Source organism: Pseudomonas cavernae, assembly GCF_003595175.1.
GTDB lineage: Bacteria > Pseudomonadota > Gammaproteobacteria > Pseudomonadales > Pseudomonadaceae > Aquipseudomonas > Aquipseudomonas cavernae.
Window position 1 is genome coordinate 2,729,998 of the sequence record NZ_CP032419.1, and the last position, 17,140, is coordinate 2,747,137.

Annotated in this window: 16 protein-coding genes; 8 read left to right on the forward strand and 8 right to left on the reverse strand. The window is 63.7% G+C overall.

Translation table 11 applies throughout. From position 1 onward, the window contains the following. Positions 1-10 precede the first annotated feature (10 nt). The 6 genes from nuoI to nuoN are packed head-to-tail and all read left to right on the forward strand — an operon-like array spanning position 11 to position 6,262. Positions 11-559 carry an NADH-quinone oxidoreductase subunit NuoI gene (nuoI, locus tag D3880_RS12450; protein WP_119893740.1) on the forward strand — a complete coding sequence of 183 codons (549 nt, stop codon included), beginning with the start codon at positions 11-13 and terminating at the stop codon, positions 557-559. Between the two features lie 9 nt (positions 560-568). Beyond that, complete coding sequence (gene nuoJ, locus D3880_RS12455; RefSeq protein WP_119893741.1) at positions 569-1,078, forward strand: NADH-quinone oxidoreductase subunit J; 510 nt, start codon at positions 569-571, stop codon at positions 1,076-1,078. Then, entirely contained in the window at positions 1,078-1,386 is a 309-nt protein-coding gene (gene nuoK / locus D3880_RS12460; protein ID WP_119895732.1) for an NADH-quinone oxidoreductase subunit NuoK, read from the forward strand. Before nuoJ ends, nuoK begins: the two co-directional genes overlap by 1 nt. Next, on the forward strand, positions 1,383-3,233 hold the full coding sequence (nuoL, locus tag D3880_RS12465) for an NADH-quinone oxidoreductase subunit L (protein ID WP_119893742.1): 1,851 nt from the start codon (positions 1,383-1,385) through the stop codon (positions 3,231-3,233). Before nuoK ends, nuoL begins: the two co-directional genes overlap by 4 nt. Before the next feature lie 15 nt (positions 3,234-3,248). After that, entirely contained in the window at positions 3,249-4,778 is a 1,530-nt protein-coding gene (nuoM, locus tag D3880_RS12470; RefSeq protein WP_119893743.1) for an NADH-quinone oxidoreductase subunit M, read from the forward strand. An 8-nt stretch (positions 4,779-4,786) separates the two neighbouring features. Continuing rightward, complete coding sequence (gene nuoN, locus D3880_RS12475; protein WP_119893744.1) at positions 4,787-6,262, forward strand: NADH-quinone oxidoreductase subunit NuoN; 1,476 nt, start codon at positions 4,787-4,789, stop codon at positions 6,260-6,262. A 177-nt stretch (positions 6,263-6,439) separates the two neighbouring features. On the opposite strand, the gene D3880_RS12480 is transcribed toward nuoN, so the two are convergent. From D3880_RS12480 to D3880_RS12495, 4 genes are read right to left on the reverse strand one after another with little or no spacing between them, the layout of a single operon-like run. Further along, the gene (locus tag D3880_RS12480) at positions 6,440-7,975 is read right to left on the reverse strand and encodes a DHA2 family efflux MFS transporter permease subunit (RefSeq protein ID WP_119893745.1); all 1,536 of its coding nucleotides are present in this window, start codon (positions 7,973-7,975) and stop codon (positions 6,440-6,442) included. Between the two features lie 16 nt (positions 7,976-7,991). Beyond that, positions 7,992-9,173: an HlyD/EmrA/EmrK family protein gene (locus D3880_RS12485; RefSeq protein ID WP_119893746.1), complete on the reverse strand. Its 1,182-nt coding sequence runs from the start codon at positions 9,171-9,173 to the stop codon at positions 7,992-7,994. Positions 9,174-9,187: 14 nt separating this feature from the next. Beyond that, a complete protein-coding gene (locus D3880_RS12490; protein WP_274381164.1) occupies positions 9,188-10,630 on the reverse strand; it encodes an efflux transporter outer membrane subunit in 1,443 nt (480 codons plus the stop codon). Positions 10,631-10,668: 38 nt separating this feature from the next. Further along, a complete protein-coding gene (locus tag D3880_RS12495; protein ID WP_119893748.1) occupies positions 10,669-11,130 on the reverse strand; it encodes a MarR family winged helix-turn-helix transcriptional regulator in 462 nt (153 codons plus the stop codon). Positions 11,131-11,438: 308 nt separating this feature from the next. Between D3880_RS12495 and D3880_RS23505 the strand changes: the two genes are divergently transcribed. Both D3880_RS23505 and D3880_RS12505 read left to right on the forward strand, forming a co-directional pair. Beyond that, entirely contained in the window at positions 11,439-13,583 is a 2,145-nt protein-coding gene (locus D3880_RS23505; protein WP_119895733.1) for a methyl-accepting chemotaxis protein, read from the forward strand. 170 nt (positions 13,584-13,753) lie between these two features. After that, complete coding sequence (locus tag D3880_RS12505; RefSeq protein ID WP_119893750.1) at positions 13,754-14,350, forward strand: NADPH-dependent FMN reductase; 597 nt, start codon at positions 13,754-13,756, stop codon at positions 14,348-14,350. A 41-nt stretch (positions 14,351-14,391) separates the two neighbouring features. Here the strand turns inward: D3880_RS12505 and D3880_RS12510 are convergent, their stop codons facing one another. Genes D3880_RS12510 through D3880_RS12525 form a run of 4 tightly spaced genes read right to left on the reverse strand, consistent with a single transcriptional unit; the run spans position 14,392 to position 17,008 of the window. Continuing rightward, entirely contained in the window at positions 14,392-15,717 is a 1,326-nt protein-coding gene (locus D3880_RS12510; RefSeq protein WP_119893752.1) for an ATP-binding protein, read from the reverse strand. Then, the gene (locus tag D3880_RS12515) at positions 15,714-16,382 is read right to left on the reverse strand and encodes a response regulator transcription factor (RefSeq protein ID WP_119893753.1); all 669 of its coding nucleotides are present in this window, start codon (positions 16,380-16,382) and stop codon (positions 15,714-15,716) included. The genes D3880_RS12510 and D3880_RS12515 overlap by 4 nt, the downstream gene beginning before the upstream one ends. After that, the gene (locus D3880_RS12520; protein WP_119893755.1) at positions 16,383-16,700 is read right to left on the reverse strand and encodes a PepSY domain-containing protein; all 318 of its coding nucleotides are present in this window, start codon (positions 16,698-16,700) and stop codon (positions 16,383-16,385) included. Then, entirely contained in the window at positions 16,700-17,008 is a 309-nt protein-coding gene (locus D3880_RS12525) for a PepSY domain-containing protein (RefSeq protein WP_119893756.1), read from the reverse strand. The genes D3880_RS12520 and D3880_RS12525 overlap by 1 nt, the downstream gene beginning before the upstream one ends. Between the last annotated feature and the right edge of the window lie 132 nt (positions 17,009-17,140).

Sequence of the window (17,140 nt, forward strand, 5' to 3'; positions counted from 1 at the left end):
GACAATCACCATGATCAAAGACATCCTGCATATCGTGCATGGCACCTTCACCCAGTTGCGCAGCCTGGTGATGATCTTCGGCCACGCCTTCCGCAAGCGCGACACCCTGCAATACCCGGAAGAGCCGGTGTACCTGGCGCCGCGTTACCGCGGCCGCATCGTCCTGACCCGCGACCCCGACGGCGAAGAGCGCTGTGTAGCTTGCAACCTTTGCGCAGTAGCTTGCCCGGTCGGCTGCATCTCGCTGCAGAAAGCCGAAACCGAGGACGGCCGCTGGTATCCCGAGTTCTTCCGCATCAACTTCTCGCGCTGCATCTTCTGTGGCCTGTGCGAAGAGGCCTGCCCGACCACCGCGATCCAGTTGACTCCGGACTTCGAGATGGCCGAGTTCAAGCGTCAGGATCTGGTCTATGAGAAGGAAGACCTGCTGATTTCCGGCCCGGGCAAGTACCCGGATTACAACTTCTATCGCGTTGCCGGTATGGCCATCGCCGGTAAGCCGAAAGGCGCCGCGCAGAACGAGGCTGAACCGATCAACGTGAAAAGCCTGCTGCCTTAAGGACGAAAGATGGAATTCGCTTTCTATTTCGCTGCCGGCATCGCCGTGGTGTCCACGCTGCGGGTGATCACCAACAGCAACCCGGTGCATGCCCTGCTCTACCTGATCATCTCCCTGTTGGCGGTATCCATGTGCTTCTTCAGCCTGGGTGCACCCTTCGCCGGCGCTCTGGAGATCATCGTCTACGCCGGTGCCATCATGGTGCTGTTCGTCTTCGTGGTGATGATGCTCAACCTTGGCCCCGCCATTGCCGAGCAGGAACGTAAATGGCTGCAGCCTGGTGTCTGGGCTGGGCCGGCGCTGCTGGCGCTGCTGTTGCTGGTCGAGTTGCTGTATGTGCTGTTCGGCCAAGCCTCTACCGGTGCTTCTCTGGGCCTGGCCACGGTTGACGCCAAAGCCGTTGGCATCAGCCTGTTCGGTCCCTACCTGCTGGTCGTCGAACTGGCCTCCATGCTGCTGCTCGCGGCGCTGGTCGCCGCTTTCCACCTCGGCCGTCACGAGGCGAAGGAACCATCATGATCAATTCGATTCCCCTGGAGCACGGCCTGGCCGTCGCCGGTGTGCTGTTCTGCCTCGGCCTGGCCGGCCTGATGGTGCGGCGCAACATTCTGTTCGTGCTGATGAGCCTGGAAATCATGATGAACGCCGCCGCCCTGGCCTTCGTCGTCGCCGGTAGCCGCTGGGCGCAGCCGGATGGGCAAGTGATGTTCATCCTGGTGATCACCCTGGCCGCGGCGGAAGCCAGCATCGGTCTGGCGATCCTGCTGCAGCTGTATCGCCGCTTCCACACCCTCGATATCGACGCTGCCAGCGAGATGCGCGGATGAAACTTCTATTCCTGACCTGTTTGTTCCCCCTGATGGGCTACGTGCTGCTGGCATTTTCCCGCGGCCGCTGGTCTGAAAACCTCTCGGCACTGATCGGCGTCGGTTCGGTCGGTCTGTCCGCCCTGATCGCCGCCTGGATCATGTGGCAGTTCAACGCCAGCCCGCCGGAAGGTGGCGTGTACACCCAGGTGCTCTGGCAGTGGATGGCGGTTGAAGGCTTCAAACCCAGCTTCACCCTGCACCTGGACGGCCTGTCGCTGACCATGCTCGGCGTGGTCACCGGCGTCGGCTTCCTGATCCACCTGTTCGCCTCCTGGTACATGCGCGGTGAAGAGGGTTACTCGCGCTTCTTCGCCTACACCAACCTGTTCATCGCCAGCATGCTGTTCCTAGTGCTCGGCGATAACCTGCTGTTCCTCTACTTCGGTTGGGAAGGCGTGGGCCTGTGCAGCTACCTGCTGATCGGTCACTACTACCAGCACGTGCCCAACGGCAACGCGGCGCTCAAAGCATTCATCGTCACCCGCGTCGGCGACGTGTTCATGGCCATCGGTCTGTTCATCCTGTTCGCCCAGCTCGGCACCCTGAACATTCAGGAACTGCTGGTGCTGGCACCGCAGAAGTTCGCGGTCGGCGACTTCTGGATCGAACTGGCGGCCCTGATGCTGCTCGGCGGCGCGGTCGGCAAGTCCGCCCAGTTGCCGCTGCAGACCTGGCTGGCCGACGCCATGGCCGGTCCGACCCCGGTCTCGGCGCTGATCCACGCGGCGACCATGGTCACCGCCGGCGTCTACCTGATCGCCCGCACTCACGGTCTGTTCCTGCTGGCGCCGGACGTCCTCGAACTGGTCGGTATCGTCGGCGGCGTGACTCTGGTACTGGCCGGCTTCGCCGCCCTGGTGCAGACCGACATCAAGCGCATCCTCGCTTACTCGACCATGAGCCAGATCGGCTACATGTTCCTCGCCCTCGGCGTCGGCGCCTGGGAAGGCGCGATCTTCCATCTGATGACCCACGCCTTCTTCAAGGCCCTGCTGTTCCTCGCCTCCGGCTCGGTGATCGTCGCCTGCCACCACGAGCAGAACATCTTCAAGATGGGCGGTCTGTGGAAGAAACTACCGCTGGCCTACGCCTGCTTCATCGTCGGCGGCGCCGCGCTGGCGGCCCTGCCGCTGGTCACCGCAGGTTTCTACTCGAAGGATGAGATCCTCTGGGAAGCCTTCGCCAGTGGCCATCAGACCCTGCTCTACGCCGGCCTGCTCGGGGCATTCATGACTTCGCTGTACACCTTCCGCCTGATCTTCATCGCCTTCCACGGCGAGGCCAAGACCGAGGCGCACGCCGGCCACGGCATCACCCACTGGCTGCCGCTAACCGTGCTGCTGGTGCTGTCGACGTTCGTTGGCGCGCTGATCACCCCGCCGCTGGCCGGTGTGTTGCCGCAGAGCGTCGGTCATGCCGGCGGCGAGGCCAAGCACAGTCTGGAAATCGCCTCCGGGGCGATTGCCATCGCCGGCATCCTGCTCGCCGCAGTGCTGTTCCTCGGCAAGCGCACCCTGGTCCGCGCCATCGCCGATAGCGCGCCTGGGCGCTTCCTGTCGGCCTGGTGGTTCGCCGCCTGGGGTTTCGATTGGCTCTACGACCTGCTGTTCGTCAAGCCCTTCCTGCTGATCTGCCGCCTGCTCGGCCGTGATCCGATCGACCGCAGCATCGGCGTGCTCCCGCGCCTGGCGCGGGGCGGGCACTACGCCATGAGCCGCACCGAAACCGGCAATCTGCGCTGGTATGCGGCCTCCATCGTCGGCGGTGCCGTGCTGCTGCTCGCCACCCTTCTGATTCTGAATTAAGGAACCCAGCCCGTCATGATTCTGCCCTGGCTAATCCTGATTCCCTTTATTGGCGGCCTGCTGTGCTGGCAAGGCGAGCGCTTCGGCGCCCCCCTGGTGCGCTGGATCGCTCTGCTGAGCATGACCCTGCTGTTCGCCCTTGGCCTGTGGCTGTGGGCGACCGGCGACTTCAGCCTGGCCCCGGCCCCCGGCGCCGCGCCGCAGTGGGCGGCCGAATTCCAAGTGCCATGGATCGATCGCTTCGGCATCAGCGTGCACCTGGCGCTGGACGGCCTATCGGTGCTGATGATCAGCCTCACCGGCCTGCTCGGTGTGCTCTCGGTGCTGTGTTCGTGGAACGAGATCCAGACCCGCGTCGGCTTCTTCCACCTCAACCTGCTGTGGATCCTCGGCGGCGTGGTTGGCGTGTTCCTCGCCGTCGACCTGTTCCTGTTCTTCTTCTTCTGGGAAATGATGCTGGTGCCGATGTACTTCCTCATCGCGCTCTGGGGTCATAGCGGCAGCAAGGGCAAGTCGCGCATCAACGCCGCCACCAAGTTCTTCATCTACACCCAAGCCAGCGGCCTGACCATGCTGGTGGCGATCCTCGCCCTGGTGTTTGTCCATTACAGCCAGACCGGCGTGCTGACCTTCAGCTACGCCGAACTGCTGAAGACCGAAATGGCACCGCGCACCGAATACCTGCTGATGCTCGGCTTCTTCGCCGCCTTCGCGGTGAAGTTCCCGGTGGTGCCGGTGCACTCCTGGCTGCCGGACGCCCATGCCCAGGCACCGACTGCCGGTTCCGTCGACCTCGCCGGGATTCTGCTGAAAACCGCCGCCTACGGCATGATCCGCTTCGGCCTACCGCTGTTCCCCAACGCCTCGGCCGAGTTTGCGCCGATCGCCCAATGGCTCGGGGTGTTCGCCATCGTCTATGGCGCCCTGTTGTCGTTTGCGCAGACCGACATCAAACGCCTGGTGGCCTACTCCAGCGTCTCGCACATGGGCTTCGTGCTGATCGCCATCTACTCCGGCAGCCAGATCGCCCTGCAGGGCGCCGTGGTGCAGATGCTCGCTCACGGCCTGTCGGCAGCCGCGCTGTTCATCCTCTGTGGCCAGCTCTATGAGCGTCTGCACACCCGTGACATGCGCGAGATGGGCGGTGTCTGGGCGCGTCTGCCGTACCTGCCGGCGCTGACCCTGTTCTTCGCCGCCGCTGCCCTCGGCCTGCCGGGTACCGGCAACTTCGTCGGCGAGTTCCTGATCCTGGTCGGCAACTTCCCAGTGGCGCCCTGGATCACCGTGCTGGCCGCCAGCGGCCTGGTGTTCGGTTCGGTCTACGCGCTGATCATGATCCACCGTGCCTATTTCGGCCCGGCCAAGGACGAGCGCCAGTTCGCCGGCCTGAAGTCGCGAGAAATGGGCATGATCGTCGGTCTGGCGGTCTTGCTGATCCTCCTCGGCATCTACCCGCAGCCGGTGCTCGATACCTCGGCCGCCAGCATGCACGGCGTCCAGCAGTGGTTCACCACCGCCTTCACTCAACTCGCTTCGGCTCGGTAAGCAGCGCTATGGAATTCACCACTCAACACCTCATCGCCCTGCTGCCACTGCTGGTGACCAGCGCCACCTTGGTGGTGGTCATGCTCGGCATTGCCTGGCGCCGCAACCACTCGCTGACCTTCGTGCTGTCGGTGATCGGCCTCAACTTGGCGCTGCTGGCGATCATTCCGGCGATCAGGGTCGCGCCACTGGCGGTCACCGACCTGCTCCAGGTGGACAACTTCGCCTGCTTCTACATCGCGTTGATTCTGGTCGCCACCCTCGCCTGCGTGACCCTGGCGCATGCCTACCTCGGCGGGCAGCAGGACGGCAAAGGCTATCCGGGCAACCGTGAAGAGCTGTATCTGCTGATCCTCCTGGCTGCGGCAGGCGGCATCGTGCTGGTCAGCGCCCAGAACCTGGCGGGCCTGTTCGTCGGTCTGGAGCTGCTGTCCGTACCGACCTACGGCATGATCGCCTACGCCTTCTTCAACAAGCGCTCGCTGGAGGCCGGCATCAAATACATGGTGCTGTCCGCCGCCGGTTCGGCCTTCCTGCTGTTCGGCATGGCCCTGCTGTACGCCGATGCCGGCACCCTGAGCTTCAGCGGCATCGGCGCCAAACTCGCGGCGACAGGGATGCAGAGTGCCCTGGCCCAACTGGGCATCGGCCTGATGCTGGTCGGCCTGGCGTTCAAACTGTCGCTGGCGCCCTTCCACCTGTGGACCCCGGATGTCTATGAAGGTGCGCCGGCACCAGTCGCCGCCTTCCTCGCCACGGCCAGCAAGGTCGCCGTGTTCGCCGTGCTGCTGCGCCTGTTCCAGATCTCCCCGGCGGCCAACGAGGGGCTGCTGAACGTCGTGCTGTCGCTGATTGCGGTAGCGTCGATTCTGATCGGCAACCTGCTGGCGCTGATCCAGAGCAACCTCAAACGTCTGCTCGGCTACTCCTCCATCGCCCACTTCGGTTACCTGCTGATCGCGCTGATCGCCAGCAAGGGCATGGCGGTCGAGGCCATCGGCGTGTACCTGGCGACCTATGTACTGACCAGCCTCGGCGCCTTCGGCGTGATCACCCTGATGTCCACGCCCTACAGCGGCCGCGATTGCGATGCGCTGTACGAGTACCGCGGCCTGTTCTGGCGCCGTCCGTACCTCACCGCGGTGCTCACCGTGATGATGCTGTCGCTGGCCGGCATTCCGCTGACGGCCGGTTTCATCGGTAAGTTCTACGTGATCGCCGTCGGCGTGCAGTCGCAGCAATGGTGGTTGCTCGCCGCCCTAGTGATCGGCAGCGCCATCGGCGTATTCTATTACCTGCGGGTGATGGTCGCCCTGTTCCTGGTCGAGCCCAACCTGCTGCGTCACGATGCCGAGTTGCACTGGGCGCAACGCGCAGGCGGCATCATGCTGCTGTTCGTTGCGCTGCTGGCCTTCGTGCTGGGTGTGTACCCGCAGCCGCTGCTGGAACTGGTCCAGTATGCTGGTCTGGCATTGGCTGGCTAAGCCTCGCGAAAAACAAAAAACCCGGCCTAGGCCGGGTTTTTTGTGTCTATCAGAAACTCGCCACATTACCGGGATGGCTCCCGACTAGACAGGAAGCGCAACCGCACGTGGATCATGCCGCACCTCGCCTCCCCCGCTAGTCGACCGTTAAATCAACGGCCGATTGAAGTGCGGAGGCTAGTGCGCGTCGGCCGCGGCGGCCGCCTTCGCCACGAACGGCGGCTTGGCCAGCCAGATCAACAGGCTCAAGCCCAGGCAGACCCAGCCGGCCATGGTGAAGTAATCGACAGTCGACATCAGGAAAGCCTGGCTGCTGATCATGTGATCGAGGCTCGCCGCGTTTTGCTGTGTCAGCCCCCCCATCTGCGCGAGCGTCTCCCGCGTGGTCGGCTCATACAGGCTGATGTGCTCGGTGAGTTGGGCATGATGCTGCTCCGAGCGACGGACCCAGATCCAGGTGGTCAGCGACATCGCGAAGCCACCGCCGAGGGTGCGCAGGAAGGTGGCCAGCCCCGAACCGTCGGCGATCTGATCCTGCGGCAACTCGGACAGCAGGATGCTGAAAACCGGCATGAAGAACAGCGCCACGCCAATGCCCATGAACAACTGCACCAGGGCGATGTGCAGATAATCCACCTCCAGGGTGAACTGCGCGCGCATGAAGCAGCTGCCCGCCATGGCGAGAAACGCCAGGGTCGCCAGTACGCGCAGGTCGAACTTGTGCGCGTAGCGGCCCATGAACGGCGCCAGCAACACCGGCACTATCCCGATCGGTGCCGCCGCCAGGCCCGCCCAGCTGGCGGTATAGCCCATCTGCGTCTGCAACCACTGCGGCAACAACAGACTGATGCCCATGAACGTCGCATAGCCGAAAACCAGCGCCAGGGTGCCGGCGCTGTAATTGCGGTAGCGGAACAGGCGCAGATTGACGATCGGATGACGCTCGGTGAACTCCCAGATGAGGAAAAACGCCAGGCCGATCACCGCGACAATGCTGCCAACAACGATGAAGTTGGATTCGAACCAGTCGAGATCATTGCCCTTGTCCAGCACCAACTGCAAGGCGCCGACGCCGATGATCAGCGCCAACAGGCCGATGTAGTCGATCGGCACCCGCTGGGTCGTCACCGGCCGCTTGCGTAGCTGCTGGTAGACGATCAGGGCGGAGAACAAGCCAATCGGCAAGTTGATGAAGAAAATCCACGGCCAGCTGTAGGCATCGGTGATCCAGCCGCCCAGCAGTGGCCCGGCGATGGGCGCCACCACCGTGACCATCGCCAGCAGCGCCAGGGCCATGCCACGCTTGGCCGGCGGATAGATCGCCAACAGCAACGCCTGGGTGACTGGATACAAGGGACCGGCAACGAAGCCTTGCAGCACGCGGTACGCCACCAGGCTTTCCAGCGATTGGGCGATACCGCAGAGAAACGACGCCAGCATGAACAGCAGTATCGCGCCGATGAACAGGCGTACCTCGCCGAACCGCCGACTCATCCAGCCGGTCAACGGCAGCGCAATGGCAGTGCTCACCGCGAACGAGGTGATCACCCAGGTGCCCTGCTCCGAACTGGCCCCCAGGTTGCCGGCGATGGTCGGCAAGGCGACGTTGGCGATGGTGCCGTCCAGCACCTGCATGAAGGACGCCAGCGACAAGCCGAGGGTTGCCAGCGCCAAGCTCGGCGGCGTGAAGCTGGCCGTATTCTGATCGCTCATGGTAGCAGGGGCACCTTCAGCGCAGGGCTGTCTTGCGGGCGCCTTGCGGGCCATTGGCATGAATCACCTGCTCGATCAACTGATCGGCGGCGGCCAATTGCTGCTGATAGACCTCGGTGGCGAACACCGCCTGCTTCGGTGGCTGTTGGGCCAGGGCCGGGCCGCTCTGGTCGTGCAGATCCACCTTGACCTTCATCGACAAACCGATGCGCAGCGGGTGCTCCTTCAATTCGGCCGGATTGATGCGGATGCGCACCGGCAAACGCTGGACAATCTTGATCCAGTTGCCGCTGGCATTCTGCGCCGGCAGCAGCGAGAAGGCGCTGCCGGTACCGACGCCGAGGCTATCGACGGTGCCGCTGTACTGCACCTCGTCGCCATAGAGGTCGGACTCGATCTGCACGCTCTGGCCGATGCGCATCTTCTTCAGCTGGGTTTCCTTGAAGTTGGCGTCGATCCACACCTCGTCGAGGGGAATCACCGCCATCAGCGGCGTACCCGGCTGCACCCGCTGACCGAGCTGCACGGTGCGCTTGGCCACATAGCCGCTGACCGGCGCGACGATAGTGGTGCGCGAGTCATCCAGATAAGCCTCGCGGAGTTTCGCCGCCGCTGCTTTGACATCCGGATGCGAGGCAATCACGGTGTCGTCGATCAGCGCGCGACCGGTATTCAGTTGCTGGTCGACACTGGTGAGCGCACTGCGCGCCGAGTTCAGCGCATCTTCTGCGTGGGCGAGCTCTTCCTGGGAGATCGCCCCGTCCTTGGCCAGATTCTTGCGCCGCGCATAGTCGGCTTTGGCCTTGTCCAGCGCGACCTTCTTGGCCGCCACCTCAGCCTTGAGGCCATCGACGTTGCTGAACAGCCCGCGCACCTGACGCACGCTGCGGGCCAGATTGGCCTCGGCCTGCTGCACGCCGATCTCGGCATCGCTGGGGTCGAACTTCACCAGCTCCTGACCGGCCTGGACCAGATCGCCATCGTCGGCGCCGATGCTGACCACGGTGCCGACCACCTGCGGGGTAATCTGCACCACATTGCCGCCGATGTAGGCGTTGTCGGTCTCTTCGCTCCAGCGCCCGAGCAACAGCTCCCAGCCCAGACTGGCGAGGCCGCCGGCGGTGATCACCAGCAACAGCAGGAGTAATAGACGTTTGCGCTGCGAGTTGCTTGGGGTCGTATTTTCTTGCGTGCTCATGGAAAGGGCCTCGGTTATTCGGCAGCCGGGCGCGCCACTTGGGCGAGCGGGCCTTGATCGGGTTGAAAACCACCGCCTAGGGCCTGTACCAGGCGCACGGAGGTGTCGAGTTGTTGGGCATTGAGCTCAGCCAGCAAGCGCTCGCTGACCAGCAGCTGCTGCTCGACGCTGAGAACGTCGAGGTAGTTGCCGATGCCCTCGCCATAGCGCCGCGTGGCCAGGGCGAAGTTGGACTTGGCGATGTCGCGGGCCTGTTGCTGGGCACTGATCTGCCGCTGCAACGAACGCAGCTGGCTGAGATCCTCGCTGACCTCACCGAGGGCGCTGACCAGCGCCTTGTTGTACTGGGCCACGGCGAGATCGTAATCGGCGTCCGCGCCGGCCAGATCGGCACGGCGGCGGCCGCCGTCGAAGATCGGCAGGGAAATCGCCGGCGCCACCTGATAGAAACGGCTGGAGCCCTGGAACAGGTCGCCACCGTGGCTGGCCAGCAGGCCCGCCATGGCACTGAGGTTGAGGTTGGGATAGAACTCGGTCTTGGTCGCCTCGATGCCCTTGCTCGCCGCTTCTACCCGCCAGCGCGCGGCGATCACGTCCGGACGCCGGCCAAGCAATTCCGCCGGCAGGTTGGACGGCAAGGCTAGCGCCGTCGGCTGCAACACCTGTGGACGGTCGATCTGCTGACCGCGGTCCGGCCCCTGGCCGAGCAGGACCGCGAGCGCGACGCGCTCACTGTCGATCTGCTGCTCGGTCGCCGCCAGTTGCTGCTGGGCGCTGGCTTGCAGGGTTTGGCTTTGTTGCAGTTGCACCTTGCTGTCCAGCCCGGCATCCATGCGCTGCTGGCTGAGCTTGACCAGATGCTCGGCGCGCTGCAGTTCCTCGCGCGCCAGATCGCGGGCGATAAAGGCGTAACCGAGCTGGCTGTAGGCACGCGCGACATTGGCGGACAAGTTCAGCCGCGCGGCCTGCCGATCGACCTGCGCGGCGCGCGCCTGCCCCAGTGCGGCCTCCCAGGCGGCGCGCTGGCCGCCCCAGAGGTCGAAATCGTAATTGAACCCCAACGACAGATACTTCACCGCCGAAAAGCTGCCCCCCAGGGGCTGCGGCACCAGGCTTTCCGGCAAACGTGAGCCGGCATAGCTGGCAGTCGCAGTCACGGTCGGTAAGCGCGCGGCATCTTCGGCCATGGCCTGGGCGCTGGCCTGACGCGCCCGGGCATCGGCAATCTGCAGGTCGGGCGTGCCTTGCAGCGCCTGCTCGATCAAACCGCTGAGCTGCGGGTCGCCCAGCACCTGCCACCAGTCTTGATGCGGCCAGTTGGCAGGCGAGAGCGGCACCCCGGAGAGACTTTTCCCGGCTTGCAAGGCCGCAATATCCAGGGGCTTGCCCTGCGGCTCCAGGCCATTGGGACTCACACAGGCGCTGAGCATGAGCAGCGAACTCAACAGCGCGGACATAGGCAGAGTGCGGGTAAATCGGTTGAAACTACACATGGTCAACGCTCCGCCGCAGCCGTGGTGTGCGGTTGCAACATTTTTTCCAGTAGACCGAGCAGGCTTTGCAGCTCGTCATGGCTAAGCCCGCGGGCAAGTTCGTTCATGGCCCTGGCCACCACTTCCGGAGTTTGCTGACAAACCGCCTGCCCCGCAGCGCTCAGCGTCAGGCGCACACAGCGGCGATCCGTTGGACATGGCTTGCGATGCAACAGCCCCTTCTTCTCCAGGCGGTCGAGCATGCGCGTCATCGAGCCGCTGTCGACCGACAGCAGGCGGCACAGGTCTGCGGGGGTGTTGGCCTTTTCCAGGTAGATGTAGATCAGCACCTTGAACTGCGCGGCACTGATTTCCAACGAGGCCAAATGGCTATCCAGCAGCCGATCCTTGAGCAGTGCGGCACTGCCCAAGTAGTGGCCGATGGAGCCGGAAAAGGGAAAGTCGGCGGGGCTGTAGTGATTCATGACAAGGCTAATATCTGTCTAGGCAGCAATACAGCCAAGATAATACTGCCTAAGCAGTAGTTAGCAACACATCTTCTGTTGCATAGGCGCGACAATCTGTTGCAGATGACGCAATTGCTCATTCGCACCGGCTAAAAGGTGGACCAGCGTCAACACGAAACTAAGCGGTTGTTCAGCACAGTTCTTGCTGTATTGAGTCTGCTGCGTCTGAGCAGCGCCTGGTGGCCCTGCGGCGCACAAGCTTAAGTCAAGAATTCCCAGACTGCGCCGATAGAGAGTCTGTAGTCCGACAAATGAAGGTGCTCCGCATGTTTCCCAGTCGTCTCTCCATCCAATGGAAAATCACCCTGCTGGCCGGCCTCTGTCTACTCGCCATAGTGACCCTGCTGGTGGGCGCGTCGCTCTACCAATCCAAACGCAGTGCCGAAATGGTCAAGGCCTCCAGTTCGCAGATGCTCGAAGAGTCGGCCCTCTCGCGCATGCAGGCCCGCGGCGAGACCCAATCGCTGCGTATCCAGCGCTACTTCATGGATGCCTACCAATATGGCAAGGGGTTTTCCCGTCAGGTTCTGTTCCTCCGCGAGCAGGCGGAAAAACGCTTTCTCGACGCCTTTGACCTGCGTGAAGACCTGACCCGTCAAGTGCGTGGTGCCCTCGATGCCAACCCGGCCCTGCTCGGCCTCTATGTGGTATTCGAGCCCAACGCGTTGGACGGCAAAGACGAGCTGTTCGCCAACCAGGCCGAGCTCGGCAGCAATGACCAGGGCCGCTTCGCCCTCTATTGGTCACAAGGCACGCCCGGCCAACTGGAATCTGAAGCACTGACGGAAAAGCTGCTGAACGACACCACGGTCGGCGACAACGGCTCGCCCTACAACGCCTGGTACACCTGCCCGCGCGACACCGGCAAGACCTGCCTGATCGACCCTTATGTCGACGACGTCAACGGTCAGCCGACCCTGATGACCAGCATCGCCTTCCCGCTGGAGCAAAATGGCAAGATCATCGGCGTGCTGGGTGTCGACATCAGTCTCGCCAGCCTGCAGCAGCTCAGCCTCGCGGCCAACCAGGAGCTCTACGAGGGCCAGGGGCACGTCAGCATCATCAGCCCGGCCGGTCTGCTCGCCGGTCATAGCCGCGATGCCGCACAGCTGGGTAAGTCGGCCGGTAAAGCCTATGGCGAACAAGCCGCGGAGCTAATGAGCCTCAGCAGCCAGGGGCAGGCCCAGGTCCTGCACCACGACGGCATGCTGCGCGTGTTGCAGCCGCTGTTGCCGATCCCCGAGTCCAAGCCCTGGAGCGTGCTGCTCGAGGTACCACAGCAAGCGCTGCTCGGTCCGGCGCAGAAGCTGGAAGCCGAACTGGATGACCGCCGCCTGTCCGACAGCCTGTTCGCCCTGAGCATGGGCCTGCTGGCCGTGCTGCTCGGCCTGCTGCTGATGTGGCTGACCGCGCGCGGCGTGACCCGGCCGATCCTCAATGTGGCCGCCATGCTCCGCAACATCGCCAGCGGCGAGGGCGACCTGACCCGCCGCCTCGACTACGACAAGCAGGATGAACTGGGCGAACTGGCCGGCTGGTTCAACCGCTTCCTCGACAAGCTGCAACCGATCATCGCCGACGTCAAACGCTCGGTTCAGGATGCCCGCGGCACCGCCGACCAGTCGGCCGTCATCGCCAGCCAGACCAGCTCCGGCATGCAGCAGCAATATCGTGAAGTGGATCAGGTCGCCACCGCCTCCCACGAGATGAGCGCTACCGCCCAGGATGTCGCGCGCAGTGCGGCGCAGGCCGCCGAGGCCGCTCGCGGCGCCGACCACGCCACCCGCGAAGGCCTTGGCGTGATCGATCGCACCACCAGCACCATCGACGCCCTGGCCCGCGACATGAGCAGTGCCATGAGCCAGGTCGAAGGCCTGGCGGTCAGCAGCGAGCAGATCGGCTCGGTGCTCGAGGTGATCCGCGGCATCGCCGAGCAGACCAACCTGCTCGCCCTCAACGCCGCCATCGAAGCCGCTCGCGCCGGCGAAGCCGGACGTGGCTTCGCCGTGGTCGCCGACGAGGTGCGCAACCTGGCCAAACGCACTCAAGACTCGGTGGAGGAAATCCGTCAGGTGATCGAAGGCCTACAGAATGGCACGCGCGAGGTGGTCAGCTCGATGCACAACAGCCACCAGCAAGCGCAAGGCAGTGTCGAACAGGTCGAACTGGCGGTCGCCGCATTGCGCCGCATCGGCGAGGCGGTTTCGGTGATCACCGACATGAACCTGCAGATTGCCAGCGCCGCCGAGGAACAGAGCGCGGTGGCCGAGGAGATCAACCGTAACGTCGCCACCATCCGCGACGTCACCGAGTCGCTGTCCGGCCAGGCCGACGAGTCGGCCCGCGTCAGCCAGTCGCTCAACAGCCTGGCCAACCATCAACAGGGGCTGATGGACCAGTTCCGCGTATAGCCCGCCGCAAAGCAGCCGGCAACGCGAGTTGCCTGGCTGCCCTGGGGCGCTTGCCCCAGGCTCCCGAACAGCCGCTGGCGTCATTCGACCACCAGCCTGACGCCCCACCATTTGCCCGCTCGGCTGCGCCGCATTAGCCTGCGCGTCATCATTCGAAGGGAACCTCAAGAATGCTGAATTTCGCCATCGTCGCTGGCTCCAGCCGCATCAACAGCCAGTCGACCAAGATCGCCCGCTACCTGCGGCAACGCCTGATCGAGCTGCAGCACACCAGCGCAGCCCAGAGCAGCCTCATCGATCTCGGCGCCGGCCCGCTACCACTCTGGCCCGCCGAACACAGCGGACCGTGGAGCCAGTATGCCGAGCAACTGCAGGCCGCCGATGCGGTGATCATCATCGCCCCGGAATGGCACGGCATGGCCGGCCCGGCGATCAAGAACTTCTTCCTCTATGCCGGCAAGGTCGAGCTGGCGCACAAACCGGGCCTGCTGGTCGGTGTGTCCTCTGGAGGTGGTGGTGCCTATCCGATCAGCGAACTGCGGGCCTCCGGCTACAAGAACTGCCGGCTCTGCTACCTCCCCGAACACCTGATCGTGCGCCACGCCGAAAGCGTGCTGAACGAGGCACAAGCCAGCAGCGAGGATGATCGTCGGCTGCGTGCACGCAGCGACTACGCACTGGATATCTTGGTGAAATATGCCCGCGCGCTGAAGCCAGTGCGCGAGTCCATCGACATGGGCAACCCGGCCTTCGCCAACGGCATGTAAGGCCCAGCCGGCCAAGCGTCACCGCTCAGCGCGCCGGACTATCACTCGGCAGCACGCCCCAACCCGGCCCGCACCGGCAGCTCGATGCTGACCCGCAAGCCGCCCAGCGGGCTGTCCTGCAATTGCAGGCGGCCCTGCCAGGCTTCCACGATATCGCGCACGATGCCCAGGCCCAGGCCATGCCCGGCGACCTGTTCATCCAGCCGCACCCCGCGGCTGAGCACTTCCTCGCGCCGCCCAGGGCCAATGCCGGGCCCGTCATCATCGACCAGCACGCGAAAACCACCGGTCACCGTCTCGATGCTCAAGCGCACCTGACTGCCGGCCCACTTGCAGGCGTTGTCCAGCAGGTTGCCCAGCAACTCGAGAAAGTCTTCGCGATCCCAGGGTAGACGCAAGCCCGGTGGTGCCTGCCACGACAGATCGAGCCCGCGGTCATGGATCATCGCCAGCGTGGAAAACAGCCCCGGCAGTTCCTCGCCGCAATCAAAATGCGCGCCAGGCAACGCCTCCCCCGCCAATCGTGCGCGGCCCAGTTCACGGGCCAAGCGCTGCTCGATCAACTCGAGCTGTTCGCGCAACTCCGGATAAGCCTGCAGCTCCCTGCGGCTGGCCAGGCTCAGCAGCACCGCCAGCGGCGTTTTCAGCGCATGGCCGAGATTACCCAGGGCATTGCGCGAGCGTTTCAGGGTGTCCTCGGTATGCGTCAGCAGGTGGTTGATCTGGCGAACCAGTGGCTCAAGCTCCTGGGGTACCTGGTTGTCCAACTGACCGCGCTGGCCCTGCTGCAATTGGGCGATCTGCTGGCGGGTCTGCTCCAACGGGCGCAGGGCTTGCCGCACGATCAGGCGCTGCAGTAACAGAATCAGCAACAGTGCACCGCCGCCCACGCTCAGGCCTATCAGCTGCAAACGACGAAAGTTGGCCAGCACCGGGCTGTAATCTTCCGCCACGCTGATGGACAACTGTTGCCCAAAGCGCTGGTAGTCACCCCGATAGACCAGCAGCAACTGGCCATGGGGGCCGTCAGCCAATTCGCCTTGCATCCCGACCAGAGCCGGCTTGTCCAGTCCCCGATCCCACAGCGAACGAGAACGCCACGTCTCGTCGATGAAGTCGATCCGGAAATAGTGCCCGGAAAAAGGGCGTTGATAACCTGGAGCGAGGCGCTGCTCGTCCAGCTGGATGCCTTGCGGGCCGCGCACCAGTGCGACCAGCAGGCTCTCGGCATCATCTCGTAATGCGGCCTGCAGATAGCGACGCAGGCCGAGATCGAACAACCACAGGCTGCTCTGCGCCAGGACCAGGCCCACCACCACCAAGACGCCGAGCAGCCCCAGAGTCAAACGGCGCTGAATCGACCTCACTCGGCTACTCCGCTGAAGCGATAACCCTGGCCACGACGGGTTTCGATCACGTCACGACCGAGCTTGCGGCGCAAGTGGTTGACATGCACCTCGATCACGTTGGAGTCGCGCTCGCTTTCGCCGTCATACAGGTGTTCGGCCAGATGGCTCTTCGACAAAATCTGCCCGGGGTGCAGCATGAAATAGCGCAACAGGCGGAACTCGGCAGCCGTGAGATCGATCTCGTCCCCCGCCCGGCTCACGCATTGCCGGCTTTCATCCAACTGCAGACCGGCGGCCTCCAAGTGCGGCTGGTTGGCCACGCCATGGGCGCGCCTCAGCAGCGCCTGGATGCGCAACTGCAGCTCTTCGGGGTGAAACGGTTTGGTCAGATAATCGTCGGCACCGGCCTTCAGCCCGTCGATTCGCTCAGCCCAGGAACCGCGCGCGGTAAGGATCAGGACTGGCGTCGCCAGCCCACCAGCGCGCCATTCCCGCAGAACTTCCAGGCCAGGTTTACCCGGCAGGCCGAGATCGAGAATGATCAGATCGTAAGGTTCGCTGGCCCCCTGGTAGACCGCGTCGCGCCCATCGGCCAGCCAGTCCACTGCATAGCCCTGGCGCCCGAGGTCTGCGAGCAATTCATCGGCCAGTGGCACATGATCCTCCACCAACAACAAACGCATCTAGTCTTCCTCATCCTTCAGGATCCGCCCATTACGGGCATCCAACTCCAGCTCACGCACTAGGCCATCGGCCGTAAGCAGTTCCACTTCATAAACATAGATGTCGTCTTCCTCTTCCAGCTCGATTTCTAGCAGACGCGCCCCGGGATAATGTTCCAGGGCGCGCTTGAGCAACGTGTCAAAGGGTTGTATCACGCCCTCCTCACGCAACTTGAGCGCTTCATCCTGATCCAAGTCGCGCGCCTGCACCTCGAACGCCAACAGGAGGAGTCCGAGGATCAGGGCCACAATGCCGCTATAGCGGACAAGAGGCTTCATCAGTCGTCCTGGTGATCCTTGAGGATCTGGCCGTTAGTGGCATCCAGCTCCAGATCCCACTGTGCACTTTGCGGGTCACGCAACTCGACCTGATAGATGTAGCGCCCATATTCCTCCTCAAGTTCACTCTCTTTGACAGTCGCCCCTGGGTGCCTGGCAATCGCCGCCGCATTGAGCTTTTCGAAGGACTGGATGGTGCCCGCGTCGCGCAAGCGCAGTGCTTCGTCCGGGCCCAGATCACGAGCTTGCACCATACCTGCGCTGGCGGCGAGAACGGCAAAGGCGAAGAGGCTGGTAAGTTTTTTCATGTCGAGTCTCCTTACGAGGCTGAGTGCTTTCTAGGGTTCTCACGATACCGGCCCCGACTTAACTCAAGCTGAATCGGCCATCAGGTGAATCCGGCAAACCGGCCCCATTCACGCGATGAAGTCACTTGGTCT

Coding starts and splice junctions, on each gene's coding strand:
- nuoI (WP_119893740.1), top strand. CDS start 11: ATGATCAAAGACATCCTGCATATCGTGCATGGCACCTTCACCCAGTTG.
- nuoJ (WP_119893741.1), top strand. CDS start 569: ATGGAATTCGCTTTCTATTTCGCTGCCGGCATCGCCGTGGTGTCCACG.
- nuoL (WP_119893742.1), top strand. CDS start 1,383: ATGAAACTTCTATTCCTGACCTGTTTGTTCCCCCTGATGGGCTACGTG.
- nuoM (WP_119893743.1), top strand. CDS start 3,249: ATGATTCTGCCCTGGCTAATCCTGATTCCCTTTATTGGCGGCCTGCTG.
- nuoN (WP_119893744.1), top strand. CDS start 4,787: ATGGAATTCACCACTCAACACCTCATCGCCCTGCTGCCACTGCTGGTG.
- D3880_RS12480 (WP_119893745.1), bottom strand. CDS start 7,975: ATGAGCGATCAGAATACGGCCAGCTTCACGCCGCCGAGCTTGGCGCTG.
- D3880_RS12485 (WP_119893746.1), bottom strand. CDS start 9,173: ATGAGCACGCAAGAAAATACGACCCCAAGCAACTCGCAGCGCAAACGT.
- D3880_RS12490 (WP_274381164.1), bottom strand. CDS start 10,630: ATGTCCGCGCTGTTGAGTTCGCTGCTCATGCTCAGCGCCTGTGTGAGT.
- D3880_RS12495 (WP_119893748.1), bottom strand. CDS start 11,130: ATGAATCACTACAGCCCCGCCGACTTTCCCTTTTCCGGCTCCATCGGC.
- D3880_RS23505 (WP_119895733.1), top strand. CDS start 11,439: ATGTTTCCCAGTCGTCTCTCCATCCAATGGAAAATCACCCTGCTGGCC.
- D3880_RS12505 (WP_119893750.1), top strand. CDS start 13,754: ATGCTGAATTTCGCCATCGTCGCTGGCTCCAGCCGCATCAACAGCCAG.
- D3880_RS12515 (WP_119893753.1), bottom strand. CDS start 16,382: ATGCGTTTGTTGTTGGTGGAGGATCATGTGCCACTGGCCGATGAATTG.
- D3880_RS12520 (WP_119893755.1), bottom strand. CDS start 16,700: ATGAAGCCTCTTGTCCGCTATAGCGGCATTGTGGCCCTGATCCTCGGA.
- D3880_RS12525 (WP_119893756.1), bottom strand. CDS start 17,008: ATGAAAAAACTTACCAGCCTCTTCGCCTTTGCCGTTCTCGCCGCCAGC.